The 16,594-nt window shown below is 36.9% G+C and carries 12 protein-coding genes; 6 read left to right on the forward strand and 6 right to left on the reverse strand.

The genetic code is table 11. From position 1 onward, the window contains the following. Nucleotides 1-115: 115 nt before the first annotated feature. On the reverse strand, nt 116-1,438 hold the full coding sequence (gene paeA / locus AC1M89_RS12265) for a polyamine export protein PaeA (protein ID WP_035267989.1): 1,323 nt from the start codon (nt 1,436-1,438) through the stop codon (nt 116-118). 141 nt (nt 1,439-1,579) lie between these two features. Next, nucleotides 1,580-2,572 (reverse strand): LysR family transcriptional regulator, encoded by a 993-nt coding sequence (locus tag AC1M89_RS12270; protein ID WP_035268043.1) that lies wholly within the window; start codon nt 2,570-2,572, stop codon nt 1,580-1,582. Nucleotides 2,573-3,253: 681 nt separating this feature from the next. Between AC1M89_RS12270 and AC1M89_RS12275 the strand changes: the two genes are divergently transcribed. Together AC1M89_RS12275 and AC1M89_RS12280 are read left to right on the forward strand one after the other, a co-directional pair. Further along, nucleotides 3,254-4,855, forward strand: a complete 1,602-nt coding sequence (locus AC1M89_RS12275) for an isocitrate lyase (RefSeq protein ID WP_035267987.1) — start codon at nt 3,254-3,256, stop codon at nt 4,853-4,855. Between the two features lie 194 nt (nt 4,856-5,049). Beyond that, nucleotides 5,050-5,637: a 1-acyl-sn-glycerol-3-phosphate acyltransferase gene (locus tag AC1M89_RS12280; protein ID WP_481609033.1), complete on the forward strand. Its 588-nt coding sequence runs from the start codon at nt 5,050-5,052 to the stop codon at nt 5,635-5,637. 31 nt (nt 5,638-5,668) lie between these two features. Here the strand turns inward: AC1M89_RS12280 and AC1M89_RS12285 are convergent, their stop codons facing one another. From AC1M89_RS12285 to trpS, 4 genes are all read right to left on the reverse strand, one after another. Continuing rightward, nucleotides 5,669-6,406 (reverse strand): sulfite exporter TauE/SafE family protein, encoded by a 738-nt coding sequence (locus tag AC1M89_RS12285; RefSeq protein ID WP_481609034.1) that lies wholly within the window; start codon nt 6,404-6,406, stop codon nt 5,669-5,671. Nucleotides 6,407-6,575: 169 nt separating this feature from the next. After that, complete coding sequence (locus AC1M89_RS12290; protein WP_092767021.1) at nt 6,576-8,285, reverse strand: flotillin family protein; 1,710 nt, start codon at nt 8,283-8,285, stop codon at nt 6,576-6,578. A gap of 18 nt (nt 8,286-8,303) precedes the next feature. Next, the gene (locus tag AC1M89_RS12295; protein ID WP_481614265.1) at nt 8,304-8,942 is read right to left on the reverse strand and encodes a YqiJ family protein; all 639 of its coding nucleotides are present in this window, start codon (nt 8,940-8,942) and stop codon (nt 8,304-8,306) included. A gap of 386 nt (nt 8,943-9,328) precedes the next feature. Then, nucleotides 9,329-10,342, reverse strand: coding sequence for a tryptophan--tRNA ligase (gene trpS / locus AC1M89_RS12300; RefSeq protein ID WP_092767023.1), 1,014 nt, complete (start codon nt 10,340-10,342; stop codon nt 9,329-9,331). A 202-nt stretch (nt 10,343-10,544) separates the two neighbouring features. Between trpS and AC1M89_RS12305 the strand changes: the two genes are divergently transcribed. The 4 genes from AC1M89_RS12305 to AC1M89_RS12320 all read left to right on the forward strand — a co-directional run. Next, nucleotides 10,545-11,468 (forward strand): DUF808 domain-containing protein, encoded by a 924-nt coding sequence (locus tag AC1M89_RS12305; RefSeq protein ID WP_481614266.1) that lies wholly within the window; start codon nt 10,545-10,547, stop codon nt 11,466-11,468. A gap of 55 nt (nt 11,469-11,523) precedes the next feature. Next, nucleotides 11,524-12,423, forward strand: a complete 900-nt coding sequence (gene ypfJ, locus AC1M89_RS12310) for a KPN_02809 family neutral zinc metallopeptidase (RefSeq protein ID WP_481591661.1) — start codon at nt 11,524-11,526, stop codon at nt 12,421-12,423. Between the two features lie 203 nt (nt 12,424-12,626). Beyond that, nucleotides 12,627-14,126 carry a cation:proton antiporter gene (locus AC1M89_RS12315; protein ID WP_179998547.1) on the forward strand — a complete coding sequence of 500 codons (1,500 nt, stop codon included), beginning with the start codon at nt 12,627-12,629 and terminating at the stop codon, nt 14,124-14,126. 577 nt (nt 14,127-14,703) lie between these two features. After that, the coding region (locus AC1M89_RS12320; protein ID WP_481614267.1) for an Ig-like domain-containing protein at nt 14,704-16,594 on the forward strand (1,891 nt) is incomplete at its 3' end.

Here is a 16,594-nt window from a genome sequence, read left to right on the forward strand (position 1 = left end):
TAGTTGTAATAAAAATTGAGTATAAATTCTAATTTTAATAATTTTTGAAGGCGAAAAATCTCAAGTTTAATTAGATAAACTGAATAAAAAATCCACCTGAGTGGTGGATAGTGTCTTATTCAACAGTTGATTCTAATTCTGCTTTTTCATCAAGTAATCTGGTCACGAGTAGTTGGTCAATTTTAAAATGGTCAACATCGACCACCTCAAATTTATAACCATTAAATACTACACTATCAGCAGGACGTGGAATCTTACGAAGTTTAAACATCATAAACCCAGCTAAAGTTTCATAGTTTTCATCATCAGGCATTTCATCAATTTCTAATGCATGCTTGACATCTTCAATAGGTGTACTGCCTTCAATAAGCCAAGAATGATCATCCCGCTTGATAATTTGAAGATCTTCATCCGTTGGCGTAACCCAGTCACCCATCACGGTAATCATAATATCAGATAGGGTAATAACACCAACCACCAAGGCATATTCATTGATGACTACGGCAAACTTTTCTTTACTAGATCTGAAGCGATCAAGTAATTCTGACAGTGTAAGTGTATCTGGAATCGTTAATACATTACGGATAGTGGATTCATTCAACTGATTAAATTTTTGATTATTTAAAATACGAATCAAGATATCTTTAGCATCAACATAGCCAATCACTTGATCAATATTTTCATTGCAGACTAAATATTTTGAATAGGGAAATTCAGCCAGTTTTTGACGAATACTTTCTTCTGATTCATTGATGGTAAAGAAAACTACGTTTTCACGTGTAGTCATGCTCGAAGGAACATTTCGTTCTTCAAGTTCAAATACATTTTCAATAAAGTGATGTTCTTGTTTTTGTAAGACACCTGCTTGTGCCCCTGCATCCATTACCGCGGAAATATCATCAAAAGTAATATTATCATCACGAGTAGTATTTACTTTGAATAAACGGAATAAGAGGTTGGCAATTGCATTAATAAACCAAGCTAATGGACGACAAACAGTAATGAATACCTGAATAGGATTAATTAAAGAGACAGCGATTTTTTCAGGTGCAATCATTGCCAATCGTTTAGGCATAAGATCAGCAAATAAAATAAACAGTGATGTCACTAAAGTAAATGATAATGCAAAACCAATTGATTGTGACCAAGGACCATCATAGAAACGATCGACCAAAATCACAAAATAAGGTCTAAATGCAGCTTCACCTAAAATCCCCCCCAAAATTGCAATAGCATTTAAGCCGATTTGAGAGGCAGCAAAGAAATCAGCTGAATTCTCTTGAAGCGTAAGCACCTTTTGTGCACGATCATCACCAGACTCAGCCAAAATTTTCAGTTTCACTTTACGTGATCCTGCAAGTGCGATTTCACTTAATGATAAGAATCCAGCTCCAGCAATCAAAATCATAATGATCACGAAATTCTGAAAGAGGCTCACACGAACACCTTTGTTTTTAAATTATTTATGAGGAAAGTTTTATCACAAAAAACATAGAGGTAGTGAATTTTTACACTACCTCAATATCATAGTTATTGAGTAAAAAATTTTAAAGTATTGATTTAAATCAGCTCTACTCAATCAAAATTGTGAGAAGTGGGTATTGTTATTTGAAAGAAATTCACGATTTTCTTCCTCAGTCATTTGACGAGCTACATATAAAATCAACTGACGTAACCAACGATGAGCAGGATGATGATGTAATAGAGGGCACCACGCCATTTTGAGTTCAAATTCAGGAATGTAAAATGGAGGGTCTTTGAGCATCAAGTTTTGACTTTTAGCTTGTAGGCGAGCGATTTTCGTCGGTAATGTCGCAATGAGATCGACATTAGACGCTAATAAACCTGGCATTTGATAATGACGTGTAAATACCGAAATTTTGCGTTTTTGACCAATACGTTCTAAAGCTTGATCAATCCAACCTAAACCAGCTTGTTTTTCTGGGTTAACACCAAATCCTACCCCCATTCCAGTTTTAGAAACCCAGATATGTTGCGCATCTAGATAACTTTTAAGATTCAAATTATTGACGGCAGGATGCTTATTATTCAGTAAGCATGAAAAGCTGTCACGCCACACCAGAACCTGATGAAAACTTTGTGGAATTTCGTTGAAACGGTTGATGGCAAGATCAACTTTACCTTGTTCCATATCACGATAAGATACATCACTCGGTGTTAGAAAATCTAAAACAACATTTGGTGCTTCTGAACGCAGAGCCTTAACTAAGCGAGGCACAAGTGTAGCTTCAGCATAATCTGAAGTCATGATGCGGAAAACACGATTTGACGTATAAGGTCTAAATTCTGTTCGTGGTTCTAAGATCATAGATAGATCAGAAAGAGCATCACGAATACGAGGCTGTAGTTCTAAAGCCCTTTCTGTAGGAGTCATTCCTTCAGAAGAGCGAATTAAAAGCGGATCATTAAATAAGTTACGAAGACGACGTAAAATATTACTCATTGCAGGCTGAGTAACACCCAATTGTTCTGCTGCACGTGTAACATTCTTCTCTCGCAAAAGAACATCTAAGTAAATTAAGAGATTGAGATCAACCCGCTCAAGATTCATAAAAAAAATACCGAAAATAAATTTTTGAAATCGTGGGGAATTATGCCATAAGCGCTTAGGTTTGTGTGTTTTTATGCTGATTTTTTCAGCAGAATTTAACATATATTCATCAAATTTACGTTTTTTTTGTCATAAGACAGACCCTATACATTTATTTAAGAAATAGGGCTTTAGTTGTTTTTGAAATTACTATGCTATGTTCTAAATTGTTTTTAGGTTTATCTCAATTTAAATGCTTTATTGGTAATTCCATCAATATGGTTCACAGTTTAAAAAATATTCATTTAAAACTAACAGTTTAATAACGAGGCTCTGTCAGAAAAGTCAATTGAAGATTAAAATCTAAAGATGTTTGAAGAAAAATTAAACGTAATTGTGAGCTTGATACTTAAGTCTAATGAATAAGAATCACTCAAATTGTGTTAAAAGTGTACAAATACTTATTTTATAAATTTTATTAAAATCAATGATTTATAGAATGGTATTTCATTTATGTTACGACTTTAATCTACATATTTTTTAAATAAATACTGAGAATTAAACGAAAATATTGGATTAATTTCTAGAGTCAATCTAAGCTAAGTCCATAGCAACGAAGCGCTCTAAATCTGAACAATTAATACCGAGTAGATTTAGTCCTTCGATTGATAAATCCTAAAATTATATACAGGGTAAAATATCATGACTACATACCAAACAGCGATTGATGCAATCCGCGAATTAAAAGCAAAATTCGGCAACACTTGGGCAGACATCAGTCCTGAAGATGCTGCACGTATGCAACTTCAAAACCGTTTCAAAACTGGTTTAGATATTGCGAAATACACAGCTGCGATTATGCGTCGTGATATGGCTGCTTATGATGCTGATTCTAGCAAATATACTCAATCTCTGGGTTGCTGGCATGGTTTCATCGCACAACAAAAAATGATTGCGAACAAAAAATACTTCGGCACTACTGAACGCCGTTACATCTACCTTTCTGGTTGGATGGTTGCTGCACTTCGTTCTGAGTTTGGTCCACTTCCTGACCAATCTATGCACGAAAAAACTTCAGTTCCTGCATTGATCGAAGAAATCTACACATTCTTACGTCAAGCAGACGCAAAAGAATTAAACGACTTATTCCGTGCACTTAAAAAAGCGCAAGAAGCGGGTGATACTGCTAAAGCTGCTGAAATCACTTCACAAATCGACAACTTCCAAACTCACGTTGTGCCAATTATTGCCGACATCGATGCTGGTTTCGGTAACGAAGAAGCAACTTACTTACTTGCGAAGAAAATGATCGAAGCGGGTGCATGTGCACTTCAAATCGAAAACCAAGTTTCTGACGCGAAACAATGTGGTCACCAAGCAGGTAAAGTAACTGTTCCACACGAAGACTTCATTGCGAAAATCCATGCACTTCGCTATGCATTCTTAGAAATGGGTCTTGACGATGGTATCATCGTTGCACGTACTGACTCTGAAGGCGCTGACTTGACTCAAAAAATCCCAGTGGTTAAAGAGCCAGGCGATATCGCTTCTCAATACATCAGCTACTTAGACACTACTGAAATTGATATTTCAGAAGCGCAAGAAGACGAAATCCTAATCAAACGTGATGGTAAATTACACCGTCCTAAGCGTTTAGCTTCTGGTCTATATCAATTCCGTGAAGGTACTCAAATTGACCGTGTTGTACTTGACTGTGTAACAAGTTTACAGAACGGTGCTGACCTTCTTTGGATCGAAACTGCAACGCCAAACGTTGAAGAAATCGCTCACATGGTGAACCGTGTACGTGAAGTTGTGCCAAATGCAAAACTTGTTTATAACAACTCACCATCATTCAACTGGACGTTAAACTTCCGTCAACAAGCTTACGACCGTTGGGTTGCTGAAGGTAAAGACGTATCTGCTTACGACCGTGCTAAGTTAATGAGCGCTGAGTATGACAATACTGAATTAGCTGCTGATGCTGATGCGAAGATCCGTACGTTCCAAGCTGATGCTTCTCGTGAAGCAGGTGTATTCCATCACTTGATTACACTTCCGACTTACCACACTGCTGCGCTTTCTACACATGAGCTTGCAGAAGGTTACTTCGGTTCTGAAGGTATGTTGGCTTATGTTGCTGGTGTACAACGTAAAGAAATCCGTGGTGGTATCGCTTGTGTTAAACATCAAGCAATGGCTGGTTCAGACATCGGTGATGACCATAAAGAAATCTTCGCTGGCGACAACGCGCTTAAAGCGGGTGACGATGCGAAAAATACAATGAACCAATTCTCTGCATAAGCACTGAACTGATTCAAAAAAACCCTGCGTAAGCAGGGTTTTTTTATTGTTAATGAAATTATTTAACTAAATACATGAGCCAATTTAATTGATGTATAGATAGAAAAACAGCGGTAGTAAAACCTAATACATATTTTGAATAAAAGTAATGCCAAAGCTGTTACAATCCCGAAAATTTACATTTGTATATTTATATGTTTGAAAAATTTGCTGAACAGAGTTTAAATGCATTAGGTTGGGAAATTGATAACCATTGGCCCTTAGATTTAGACCAATGTGTCATGATTGCTGCACCACACACCAGTAACTGGGATGCTTTATACGCGCGATTAGCGCTCAAAGCTTTAGGTGTAAATGTCAGAATTACAATTAAAGACAGCTATATGAAGTTTCCATTTGGTCCTTTTGTCCGGGCTATGGGAGGGATCGGAATTAATCGCCGACCGAAGAAAGAGGGAGAGGAAAGACCAAGCATGGTACAATTAATGGCAGATCTTTTTAAAGATCATCCAAAATTGGTCATGTTGGTGACGCCAGAGGGAACAAGGTCAAAACAAGAAAAATGGAAAACGGGTTTTTACCATGTAGCAATTACAGCGAATGTCCCAATCGCTTTAGCATATATGGATTACAGGCAAAAAAAATGCGGTGTAGGTAAAATTATTTATCCTACTGGAGATATAGAAGTGGATATGGCAGAAATTATGGAATTTTATTCAAAGATTTCAGCTAAATTCCCCGAAAAATTTAGTGTTGACCAACGATATTCACACAACAGTTAATATATGGAGAAGGCAGAACAATCTGCCTTTTTTAATACAAGAAAATTGCGTTTAGGGTTAAAATAAAGCCTGAAAAAAACAATAAAGTTAAGACAATCGATTTAAATTTTTGCTCAGATATTTGATAAAAAATTTTTGCACCAATGATCGTAGGTAGGCTAACTGCAAAGATCAAAATCCACAAATAAGACAAGTGATTCACGTTAATGGTCTGGTTAAATAAATAGATGAGCAAAGTAAACAGTTGAATGGCGAAATTAAAATGTCGAAGAATGTTGCGTTGCTCATGTTTAGGAAGTTGTTTTAGCATCACCCAAGCTGAGGGAATTGCACCACAGAATCCACCGAGCCCACCTAAAATTCCACCCAAAAAACCAATCAAGCCGTCCATCCTGAGTTCGGTATCTTTTAAGCAATGTAGTTGCGGATTAAAGAACATGAGTGGACACCAAATTAATAAAAATATCCCAAGTAGTAATTTGAACGTGTCTGCATTGATATAATGAAGCAAAAAAGTACCCAAAGGTACCCCAATTAAGCCAGCGATAATATAGACCCAAACGATAGAGGGCTTTATAAAGGTTCTTGGTTCTTTATACATTGAAATGATATGACACCATAGTGATGCACAAACGACCAAGGGGGCGGTGATCTGAGGCGGTAGAATCCATACCCAAAAAGACATCGCAATAAGAGCGAAGGCAAAACCTGTGAGACCTTGAATAAATCCAGCAAAAATTGCGCCTAGAATAAAGATACATAACGTCATAAGGTGACTGCATCAATTGCTGAAGCAGGAGTAAAAGAAAAATGCATGAGATCGTCGGGTAGGGAAAACTGATCAATCTTAAAATAATATTTGTTATCTTAAAAATAATAAGAAAAGCAATAGCTAGCAGTAAAGCGAATAAAAGCCCTGAAAATCAGGGCTTTTATCATTAATTGGTTTTAGGTTTTAGGTTTTGTGTAAGACCGTTGATGTCTCCACCCTGAATACCGAGTTCACTCATTAAGCTGTCAATAAGAGGGGCTTGTGAACGATATCTGAGTGCGCTATTCACCACTTGGTCTGAAAGTGCAACAGATTGTGATTGATCTGCTTGATCAGCTGAAGTCGTGGCGCCAGTAATGCCACCCAGACCATTCACTTGTAATATCTTGATATCATCAATATTTTCCATTGGTTTAACACTTTCACGGATGATTTCAGGCAAATACTTCAAAAGTGCCAAACGAATTTGCATCTCAACTTGTTCACTTGACAAAATATTATTTGCTTCATTGACTGCGCGTGTCCCTTCAGCATCGACTTGGTATTGTTTTTCTAAAGCTTGAGCCAAAAGAATTTTAGCATCAGCTTCACCTTTAGCTTTCAAGCGGACTTTTTCAGCTTCTGCTTCAGCCGCAGTACGAACAGCTTCAGCCTCATCTACAGCAGCTTGTTTTGATGCCTCGGCAGCCACAGTAATTGAAATAGCATCAGTTTCTGCAGCCTGTTTTGCAGCAACAAGTTCAACCGCTTTAATTCGCTCAGCTCGCTGTGTTTCACGAACAGTCACAACTTCTTCCTCGGCTTTCACTGCTTGCGCACGAGCTTGGTCAGCAAGTGCTTTGGCTTCGGATTCAGCACGAGATTTCTCGGCAATCGCGATTGCGCGATCTTGTTCCGCAAGTTCAATGGTTTTCTTTTGTTCTACTTGCGCTTGTTCAATAATTTGTGCTTTTTGAATATTTTGATTTTCGACATCACGTGCAGCTGAAATACGTTTTAATTCAATTTCACGTTCTGCAGCGATTTGGGCTTCTTCTGCCTCACGCTTTTTGGCAGCTTCTTGTGTTGCAATTTCAGCAAGTTGTTCAGCTTTTCGAATCGAAATTTCACGCTCTTGTTGCATCTTTGCGTATTCTTCTTCACGCAGGATTTGAAGGCGTGCTTGTTCAGCTTCTAAATTTTTTGCTTTAATGGCTAAGTCAGCATCTTGTTCAATATCGTTACGTTTTTTTCGACGATCTTCAATAGTTTCTGTTAATTTTGTCAAACCTTCTGCATCAAATGCATTTTGTGGGTTAAAAAATTTAAAGCTGGTCTGATCAAGTCCTGTTAAAGATACAGTTTCGAGTTCTAAACCATTTTTGAACAGATCTTCTGAAACAACTTGTTGAACTTTCTGTACGAAGTCGACACGTTTTTCATGTAACTCTTCCATAGCCATTTCTGCTGCTACTGCACGCAGGGAATCTACAAATTTACCTTCAACCAAATCTTTTAATTCATTTGGTGACATGGTTTTTTGACCCAAAGTTTGTGCTGCGGTAGCAATGGATTCAGCTGTTGGCTTAACACGAACATAGAACTCAGCCATCACATCTACACGCATTCGGTCACGCGTAATCAAGGCTTGATCAGCTGCACGTTTAACTTCTAAACGAAGGGTATTCATATTAACAGGAATGACTTCATGTAAAACAGGAAGTACAATTGCACCGCCTCCTAATATAACTTTTTCCCCACCAAAACCAGTTCTGACAAATGAAACTTCCTTGCTTGAGCGTTTATATAGTCTTGCAATAATGGTTCCGATGACAACCAGCGCAATGAGAATAAGTCCTGCAATTATAATAATTTGATAAAAACTTGAACTAAACATTTTTTTCTCTAAGTTGATTTATTGTGAAATTGCTTGAAAGCCTTTGAGACTACGTTGTGTAAGTAAGACTTGCTGACCTTGTACGAATATTTCGTCAGCTTCAGGTTCGACCAAAATGTAATGTGTTTGACCAAAGCGATCTTTGAGTTTTGCTTGCGCAGGATAGTGCAGTCGAGCAGTGCCTAAAATGATTTCTGCTCGAAGTCCAATTAAATCGTCGCTATGAATTGCTGTGGTTTCATCTTTAGGGATGATTTTTGCTATCCATCTTGAGAATAGCCGTACGAATGGCATACAGACCACAAGTACCAGTGGAGTAATGAGCCAGACTGTTAAAAATGATCCAAATACATGATGGATGATAGATTGGGCTAAGAAGCCAACAATTGAAAAGGTCGTGAGAAAGATGATCAGCCAAATTAATACAGGAATACGTCCAAGATAAAGCCAATCTAAAAATTGCATCCAAATACTAGATTGATGGTCAACGATCATTTCAGGAGAAGAATCTAATGAACTAGGTAGAAATTGCTCTAAAAATCCTTGACTACTGAGACCTGTTATTAATAGAAAGACTTCAAGAATGCCTATAAAAAACATCAAGCAGATACTAATACTGAAGAATAGGTTCGACGGATTTATAAACATGTCCCACATGGGTAGTCTCTTATAGATATTAGAATTTTTATCAAATTTTAATCAAAATAATAAAATAAAGTGACCTAATTATCAATTATATAATATTGATTTCATTTTGAATGGATTCAACATAAAAAATACGCAGTGATTGGGGTGATCACTGCGCAGAACAACGAATCTGCTTACACAGTTTCGGTTAAGGAGAAATGTTATGAATTTTGGGGGTATTCATAACAGTAATTAAATGATATTCAATTTCATTTAGCAACTCATTGGTAGTCGGGTTAAAACGTGTAAGATTACGTTAATAAGTTTAATTGAAGGTTAATTTTAATTAGGTTAATAAATAGCCATAAAAAAAGCCGCAATGTGATGCGGCTTTAAGTGTGCTTATTTTTTAGGGATTAAAATTTAAAAACACCTAATCCAGCTTTGACTTCATCCAATGTTGCTTGCGTAATATCACGACACTTGTCTGTACCAGTTTTTAAGATATCCATAATATAATCAGGATCCTTAGCAAGCTCCATACGACGTTCACGAATAGGCGTGATCAACTCTTTTAAAACACCTTCAAGGCGTTTTTTGACTGTACCATCACCTAACCCACCACGACGATAGTGATCTTTAAGCTCTGCTACTTCTTCTGGATTTGGATCAAAAGCATCTAAATAAGTAAATACAACATTACCTTCCACCTGACCTGGATCTTCAATACGAAGATGGTTAGGATCTGTATACATAGCATTTACAGCTTTTTTAATGTCTTTATCAGAAGCATCTAAAACAATTGTATTGCCCAATGATTTAGACATTTTAGCTTTACCATCAAATCCTGGTAATCGACCAACATTCGATAGCAAAGCTTTACATTCAGGCAAAAGCTCTTGCCCAATCTGACGATTTAAACGACGAACAATTTCATTTGTTTGTTCAATCATTGGAATTTGGTCTTCACCTACGGGCACAATCGATGCTTTAAAAGCAGTGATATCAGCTGCTTGAGCAACTGGATAGCATAAGAATCCAGCTGGGATGTCACGCTCGAACCCACGCATTTGTATTTCAGACTTAATCGTAGGATTTCGTTCTAGTCTTGAAACTGTGACAAAGTTTAAATAAAGCATGGTCAGCTCATTCAAAGCTGGCAAGCTTGATTGAACGCAAATTGTTGTTTTTGTCGGGTCGATCCCAACAGCGAGATAGTCAGTTGCAACTTCAATAATATTACGTCTAACTTTTTCGAAGTTATCAGCATTGTCTGTAAAAGCTTGTGCATCAGCCAATAATAGATGTTGGTGATGGGAATCTTGCAAACCTACTCGTGAACGTAAAGAACCGACAAAGTGGCCTAAATGAAGTTGTCCAGTTGGACGGTCACCTGTCAAAATAACAGGGCGATTATCTTGATTACTCATTTTCTATACCAAAGTCATCAACACTAGGGCTGAATTTTTAAAATTTCGCAATATTGTACGGCATTATTTTTTTTTATGTCAGCATAAAGCATCGAAAGAATCGAATTAAAAACGCCTTATTTGAGATCGTATTAATAATGTTGATACAGAATAAATTGAAATAGAAGAATAAAATTCCAAAAAACAAAGAAGGATAACAATAATGGCAAATAGTTTATTAGTGCTATTAGATGATATAGCCACCATTCTTGATGATGTTGCGCTGATGAGTAAAATGGCTGCAAAAAAAACGGCCGGTGTATTGGGTGATGACTTGGCACTCAATGCTCAACAAGTTAGTGGTGTGAAAGCCGACCGTGAATTGCCTGTCGTTTGGTCTGTTGCAAAAGGCTCATTTGTTAATAAATTAATTTTGGTTCCATTAGCATTATTAATTAGTGTGATTGCACCTTGGCTTATAAATCCTTTATTGATGTTAGGTGGATTATTTTTATGTTATGAAGGTGTAGAAAAAGTAATTCACTCATTACACCATAAAAAAGCTAAAACATCTGAACAGGCCGAAAAAGAACTCGAAAACTTAAATGTAGATCTAGCAACTTTTGAGAAAGATAAAATCAAAGGCGCGATACGAACAGACTTTATTTTATCTGCTGAAATTATCGTGATTTCATTGGGTACAGTTGCAGCAGCTACTTTTGGAATAAAGGTTGCAGTCTTGTCAGTCATCGCAATTTTAATGACGATTGGTGTTTATGGTTTAGTTGCTATGATTGTTAAAATTGATGATTTGGGATTTTATCTCGTCAAACAAACGTCTACATTGAAACAGAGAATTGGTCAGGGCTTACTTGCTTTTGCGCCTAAACTTATGAAGACACTAACCATTGTCGGAACAATCGCGATGTTCTTGGTTGGTGGTGGTATTATTAATCATACCATCCCATTATTTCATCATTTTACTGAAGATTCCGTCGATTATATTGAATATATTCCAAATGTAGGCAGTATCATCGGTGCTTTAACCCCGACGCTCTTAAACTTTGTCATAGGTTTTATTGCAGGACTTATTGTTTTGGTCGTTGTTTCAGGAATACAAAAACTATGGAACGCTAGAAAAGTTTAGAGTTTGATGAAATAACGTATTATAAGAAGTTATATGATTTAAAAGGGCTGAGATTATGCGTTGGAAAGGCCGGAGAGTAAGTAGTAATTTAGAAGATCGCCGTGGAGGTGGTGGGGCTAAAGCTGGTGGAATTAGTATTCTCGGTTTAGTTGTTGCATTTGTTGCTTGGAAATTTTTTGGGGTTGATCCACAACAAGCCTATCAGGCAACTAAACAAGTGACTTCTAATAATCAGCAACAAGCGATAGGGATTGAAAACCCAACACCCGAGCAACAAGAAACAGCGGCATTTGTTGGTACAGTACTTGCTGATACGGAAGATACATGGACCACCGTTTTTCAAAAACAGGGAATGCAATATCAAGCTCCGAAACTTGTCATGTTTAGTGGCGTAGTTAATTCAGGCTGTGGTACAGCGCAGTCCGCGATGGGGCCATTTTATTGTCCTGCAGACAAAAAAATCTATATTGATACTGATTTTTTTAAAGATATGCGCCAGCAAATGGGTATTTCGGGTGAACGCAATCAATCAGAATTATCTACACAAAATGCTGCTGGTGACTTTGCACAAGCTTATGTGATTGCGCATGAAGTCGGACATCATATTCAAAATCTTTTAGGTATTTCAACTCAAGTCCAACAAGCTAGACAACGAGCTACTGAAGCTCAAGGGAACCAATTATCAGTCCGTTTGGAATTGCAAGCTGATTGTCTAGCTGGTGTGTGGGCAAAAGATACACATCAACGAACTCAATTCTTGGAGCAAGGTGATGTTGAAGAGGCAATGGATGCTGCGCATAAGATCGGAGATGATTATCTGCAAAAAAAGGCGAGAGGACATGTGGTTCCTGATAGCTTTACCCATGGTACAAGCCAACAAAGAATGTATTGGTTCGATCGTGGCATGAAAACAGGTGATGTGAACCAATGTGATACATTCAATACCTCAATCTAAATCTACCAAGCAGAATCGATTGTTTTTCTGCAAAGTTAAAACATGTAGCCTGCTAATAGAATAATTTATTAGGAAGGCTACACATCTTTAAAAAAAAGGGATTGCGAGTAAACATTCTTTATATAAAATAAATAAATGGCTATAGTTTTTTCATTTAAAATTTAAATGATCTCATTTAAATAAAACATATCATAGAGTGCAAAATGGGCAACTTTTTTTTTCTCCAAGTATTTACAGTGGTTTTTGCCCTCTCAATTGCCACAACCATATTCAATAAACGAATTCTAGGTTTTCCCCAAGCGATAGGGGTGCCAATTGTTTCAGCAATTTTTGTCTTTATTCTGCAATGGGCTGCCAATTTATTAGGGGATAATCGTTTTATCACTATTAATTTGGCAAATATTGAAGAAGCAGTTCGTCATATTGATTTTTATGATTTTCTCGTAAATGGTGTTATTTGCTTCATTCTTACATCGTCGGCATTGAAATTTAAAGTGTCTGATCTAAAAGTGTATTGGAAGCCAATTAGTATTCTTGCCACTATTGCTTTGGTTTTGTGTGCAGCATTGTTTGGTGGATTATTATTTGGATTTCAATATTTGATTGGTAACCCTGTACCAATACTCGTACTTTTATTACTCGGTTCTGCTTTAGGTGCTACAGATCCAATCGGAATCAAAGGGGTACTCAGTTCTGTACGTGCACCACATCATTTAATGGTGAAATTGGAGGGTGAATCACTGTTCAATGATGCAATGTGTATCGCTGTATTTATGACATTGTTGAATGTTCTTGAAGGCGAGCATTTTAGTCTGTTGCTGACACTACAAACACTCCTTTATGAAATTGTGGTAGCTGTAATTATTGGTTTGGTATTTGGTTGGGGGATTTTACGATTGCTTCGCGGGAAGCATGAAATGGAATCATTAATCCTAACGACAGCTTTACTGGCTTGTGGTTCATATTTGGTTGCTTTATTTGCTCATGCATCAGCACCAATCGCATGTGTGATTGGTGGACTTATTGTTGGTAATAAATGGAAAGAAATTTTACAAAATCGTGAAATCCAAGAAGTAAATCACTTTTGGCATACAGTTGAAGGTATCATTAATTCTTTTTTATTTACTTTAATTGGTTTAGAGCTGTTTATTCTTGATCTTAATGCCAGCATGATACTTGGCGGTATTATCGCATTTGTAATTTTACATATTTCACGTTTTGCTGCGAACTTTCTGGCTTTTGCATTCTTCCCATCGTTTCGTAAGAAAAGCTATAACGGTAGCCTAGCAATTTTATCATGGGGGGGAGTAAGAGGAGGGATTTCATTGGCTCTAATTCTTGCGGTTGCTAATGTCCCAGAGTTAAGGCAATACAGTAGTATCTTGATTGGTTATACTTTTATTGTTGTTTTATTATCGGGCGTAGTATGTGGTTTAGGTTTGCCAGCAGTCATGAATGCTTTCTATTACAACCCTAATGAGGAAAAAGAGGGCTTAAAGGGAATATATCAGCGATTATGTAATAAGCTTAATCGTAAAGGATTTAAATATATTGTTGGTGAAGATAGTAAAGGTAATGAGATTATTACGATTTATAATCCTGAAGTGATATTAGATCGGACTTCTGATGATGGTGTGGCAATCGTCCATCATCCCGCTAAAGCTGAAGAGGTGAAGAAGTTAGAAAATCCAGAAAATTTCTAAAAAAATTATATTTAATTGAGGCAAGCATGATAGTGCTTGCTCTTTTTTTTATGAATTAAGCATGATCAATGCAGAAGATAACAGTGATATTGTTTAAATATTTTATTCAGTTACGCAGAATTTTATCGATGAAATATAAAATTAAAATGTGAAAATTACATCATATTTAAAGCAAATTTTATTTCTTAACTTACTAAAAAGTAAGTATTAATTTTCAATATAAAATGAAAAGTATACTAGTTTACTAACATTAAAATGTTAGGTGAGCAAGTTACCGTATGTAGTTAAGCTAAATATAGCAGAAATTATGAAAAGTAAGCCTTTGAAATTTGGTGACCTGAAATATCCTAAAAGTAAGTAAAAATATTAATTCTTATGTCATAAGTGTTTGTAAATAAAAGATATATTTTGATTGTGGATAGGCGGTTACAAAAAGCTGATAAAAGACGCAAAATCTATTCGCATTAAATCTTAAAAATGTGATATAAATCTCACTTATAGATAATAGTGTCTATCTTTTTTGTATCTTAGATGTAGAAAGATCGATAAAAATAAAATTTATAAGTGAGAATTTACCATGGCTAATATCTCCGTAATATCTAAAGAGAGTCATCAGGTATTAGAGAATGTCAACTCTAGTCAAGTGGGGCTTAACGAAAACTCTGTAGTTGTCGTTCAAGTATCTAAAGATGATGTAGCTTCAATCACTCGTGATAATAATAATGCTCTAATCAATTTGCGTAATGGTGAAGTGATTGTGATTGAAAACTATTTCAATCCTTCATTTGCTGATAACAGCCTCGTATTCCAAGATGAAAGTGGTCAACTTTATTGGGTTAAATTTACCAATGAAGATGGCTCAATTGCAGAAACAATTCTGTATTACCCAATCGAAGAAATCGAACCTCTTCTTTATTCCGATGATTTTATCGGTGGTATTCTCCCTTGGTTAATTGGTGCTGGTGCAGCTGGTGCAATTGCGGCAGTCGCAGATAATGGTTCTGACTCTAATCCTACGCCTAACCCTCAGCCAAAGCCAAATGCATTATTAAATGCACCAATCGTCATTGATGATGTACCAGAGCATATCGGTGAAGTTGCTGATGGTGGTGTAACAAATGATGCTCGTCCAGAAATCAAAGGTTCTGGAGCTCAACCTGGTGCAATCATCAAAATCTATAATGGCGATGAACTAATTGGTGAGACGGTTGCATTGTCTAATGGTGATTGGAGTTTTACACCTGATCAAGATTTAAAAGATGGTATCTATGAGCTTTCTGTCACACAAACTGTAAGTGGTCAAGAAAGTGATAAATCACCGATTAAGACAATCACGCTTGATACTGTCCCACCATCAGACATCACTATTGATGAAATTGGAAATAAGGGTGAAACAAACTCAGAAACACCTAAATTATCAGGTGAAGGTGAGCCAGAATCTAATGTTGAAATAGAAATTAAAGATAAAGATGGGAACGTGGTTGATAAAGAAACTGTTCCTGTTGATAAAGATGGTAAATGGGAATATACACCTGAGAAAAACCTGGATGAAGGTAAATACGAAGTTATCGTAACGCCTATTGATAAATCAGGAAATAAAGGTGAAGAAGAAAAACAAGAATTCAATGTTGACTTAACTCCTCCAGACATAGACATCGATCCAATCCCTACTGATCCTGAACCTGAGGGTTGGGATACAGCAACGAATCAATCAACTTTTGCAATCGCTGCAATCGCAAATACTCTTTCGGAATCGGAGAATAATCCAGTGACTACAACTAAAAATCAAACTCCTACATTTACGGGAACCACTAAAGATAGTGAGAGCGTAAAAGTAGTGATTCGCGATAGTTCAGGTAAGATTATCGCAGAAGGTCCTGCTACAGTGACCAACGGTAAATGGCAGTTTAAATCACCTGTAACATTAGCTGAAGGTGACTATAAACTAGAAGCAACAGCATATGACGCGGCTGGTAATAGTAAAGTCGCTACTTCAAGCTTTACTGTGGATATTACTCCACCTAAAGTAACGATTGAAGAGTTACCACTTACTAACATTGATGCGCCTACCTTTAAAGGTAAAACTGAAGATGGTGCAACACAAGTACGTGTTGAAATCAAGGATGCGGCTGGCAAGGTTGTTCAATCTGCAGTTGTGAATGTTGCAGCCGATGGTAGCTGGACATATAAGCCATCTAAAGCGTTACCAGATGGTACATATAGTGTCGAGGCTTCAGCTCGTGATGCGGTAGGAAATGTAAGTCAACCTGCTAAAACTACGGTTGAAGTTGATACAATCGATCCGGAAATTACAATCGATCCTCTAGAAGATACTAGTGATACAACTCCTGAAATTAATGGTAAGACTGAACCAGGCGCAACAGTAAAAGTTGAAATCTTAGACAAAGATGGCAACCCTGTAGCAACAGGTGATGCGACTGTAGATCCAGAAGGTAACTGGTCGTATA

The organism is Acinetobacter sp. ANC_7635, from assembly GCF_056779945.1.

What these genes read in the sequence shown, in the direction of transcription:
- ypfJ (WP_481591661.1), top strand. Translation starts at nt 11,524, where the DNA reads ATGCGTTGGAAAGGCCGGAGAGTAAGTAGTAATTTAGAAGATCGCCGT.
- AC1M89_RS12305 (WP_481614266.1), top strand. Translation starts at nt 10,545, where the DNA reads ATGGCAAATAGTTTATTAGTGCTATTAGATGATATAGCCACCATTCTT.
- AC1M89_RS12315 (WP_179998547.1), top strand. Translation starts at nt 12,627, where the DNA reads ATGGGCAACTTTTTTTTTCTCCAAGTATTTACAGTGGTTTTTGCCCTC.
- AC1M89_RS12280 (WP_481609033.1), top strand. Translation starts at nt 5,050, where the DNA reads ATGTTTGAAAAATTTGCTGAACAGAGTTTAAATGCATTAGGTTGGGAA.
- AC1M89_RS12270 (WP_035268043.1), bottom strand. Translation starts at nt 2,572, where the DNA reads ATGAATCTTGAGCGGGTTGATCTCAATCTCTTAATTTACTTAGATGTT.
- AC1M89_RS12285 (WP_481609034.1), bottom strand. Translation starts at nt 6,406, where the DNA reads ATGACGTTATGTATCTTTATTCTAGGCGCAATTTTTGCTGGATTTATT.
- AC1M89_RS12295 (WP_481614265.1), bottom strand. Translation starts at nt 8,942, where the DNA reads ATGTGGGACATGTTTATAAATCCGTCGAACCTATTCTTCAGTATTAGT.
- AC1M89_RS12290 (WP_092767021.1), bottom strand. Translation starts at nt 8,285, where the DNA reads ATGTTTAGTTCAAGTTTTTATCAAATTATTATAATTGCAGGACTTATT.
- AC1M89_RS12275 (WP_035267987.1), top strand. Translation starts at nt 3,254, where the DNA reads ATGACTACATACCAAACAGCGATTGATGCAATCCGCGAATTAAAAGCA.
- trpS (WP_092767023.1), bottom strand. Translation starts at nt 10,342, where the DNA reads ATGAGTAATCAAGATAATCGCCCTGTTATTTTGACAGGTGACCGTCCA.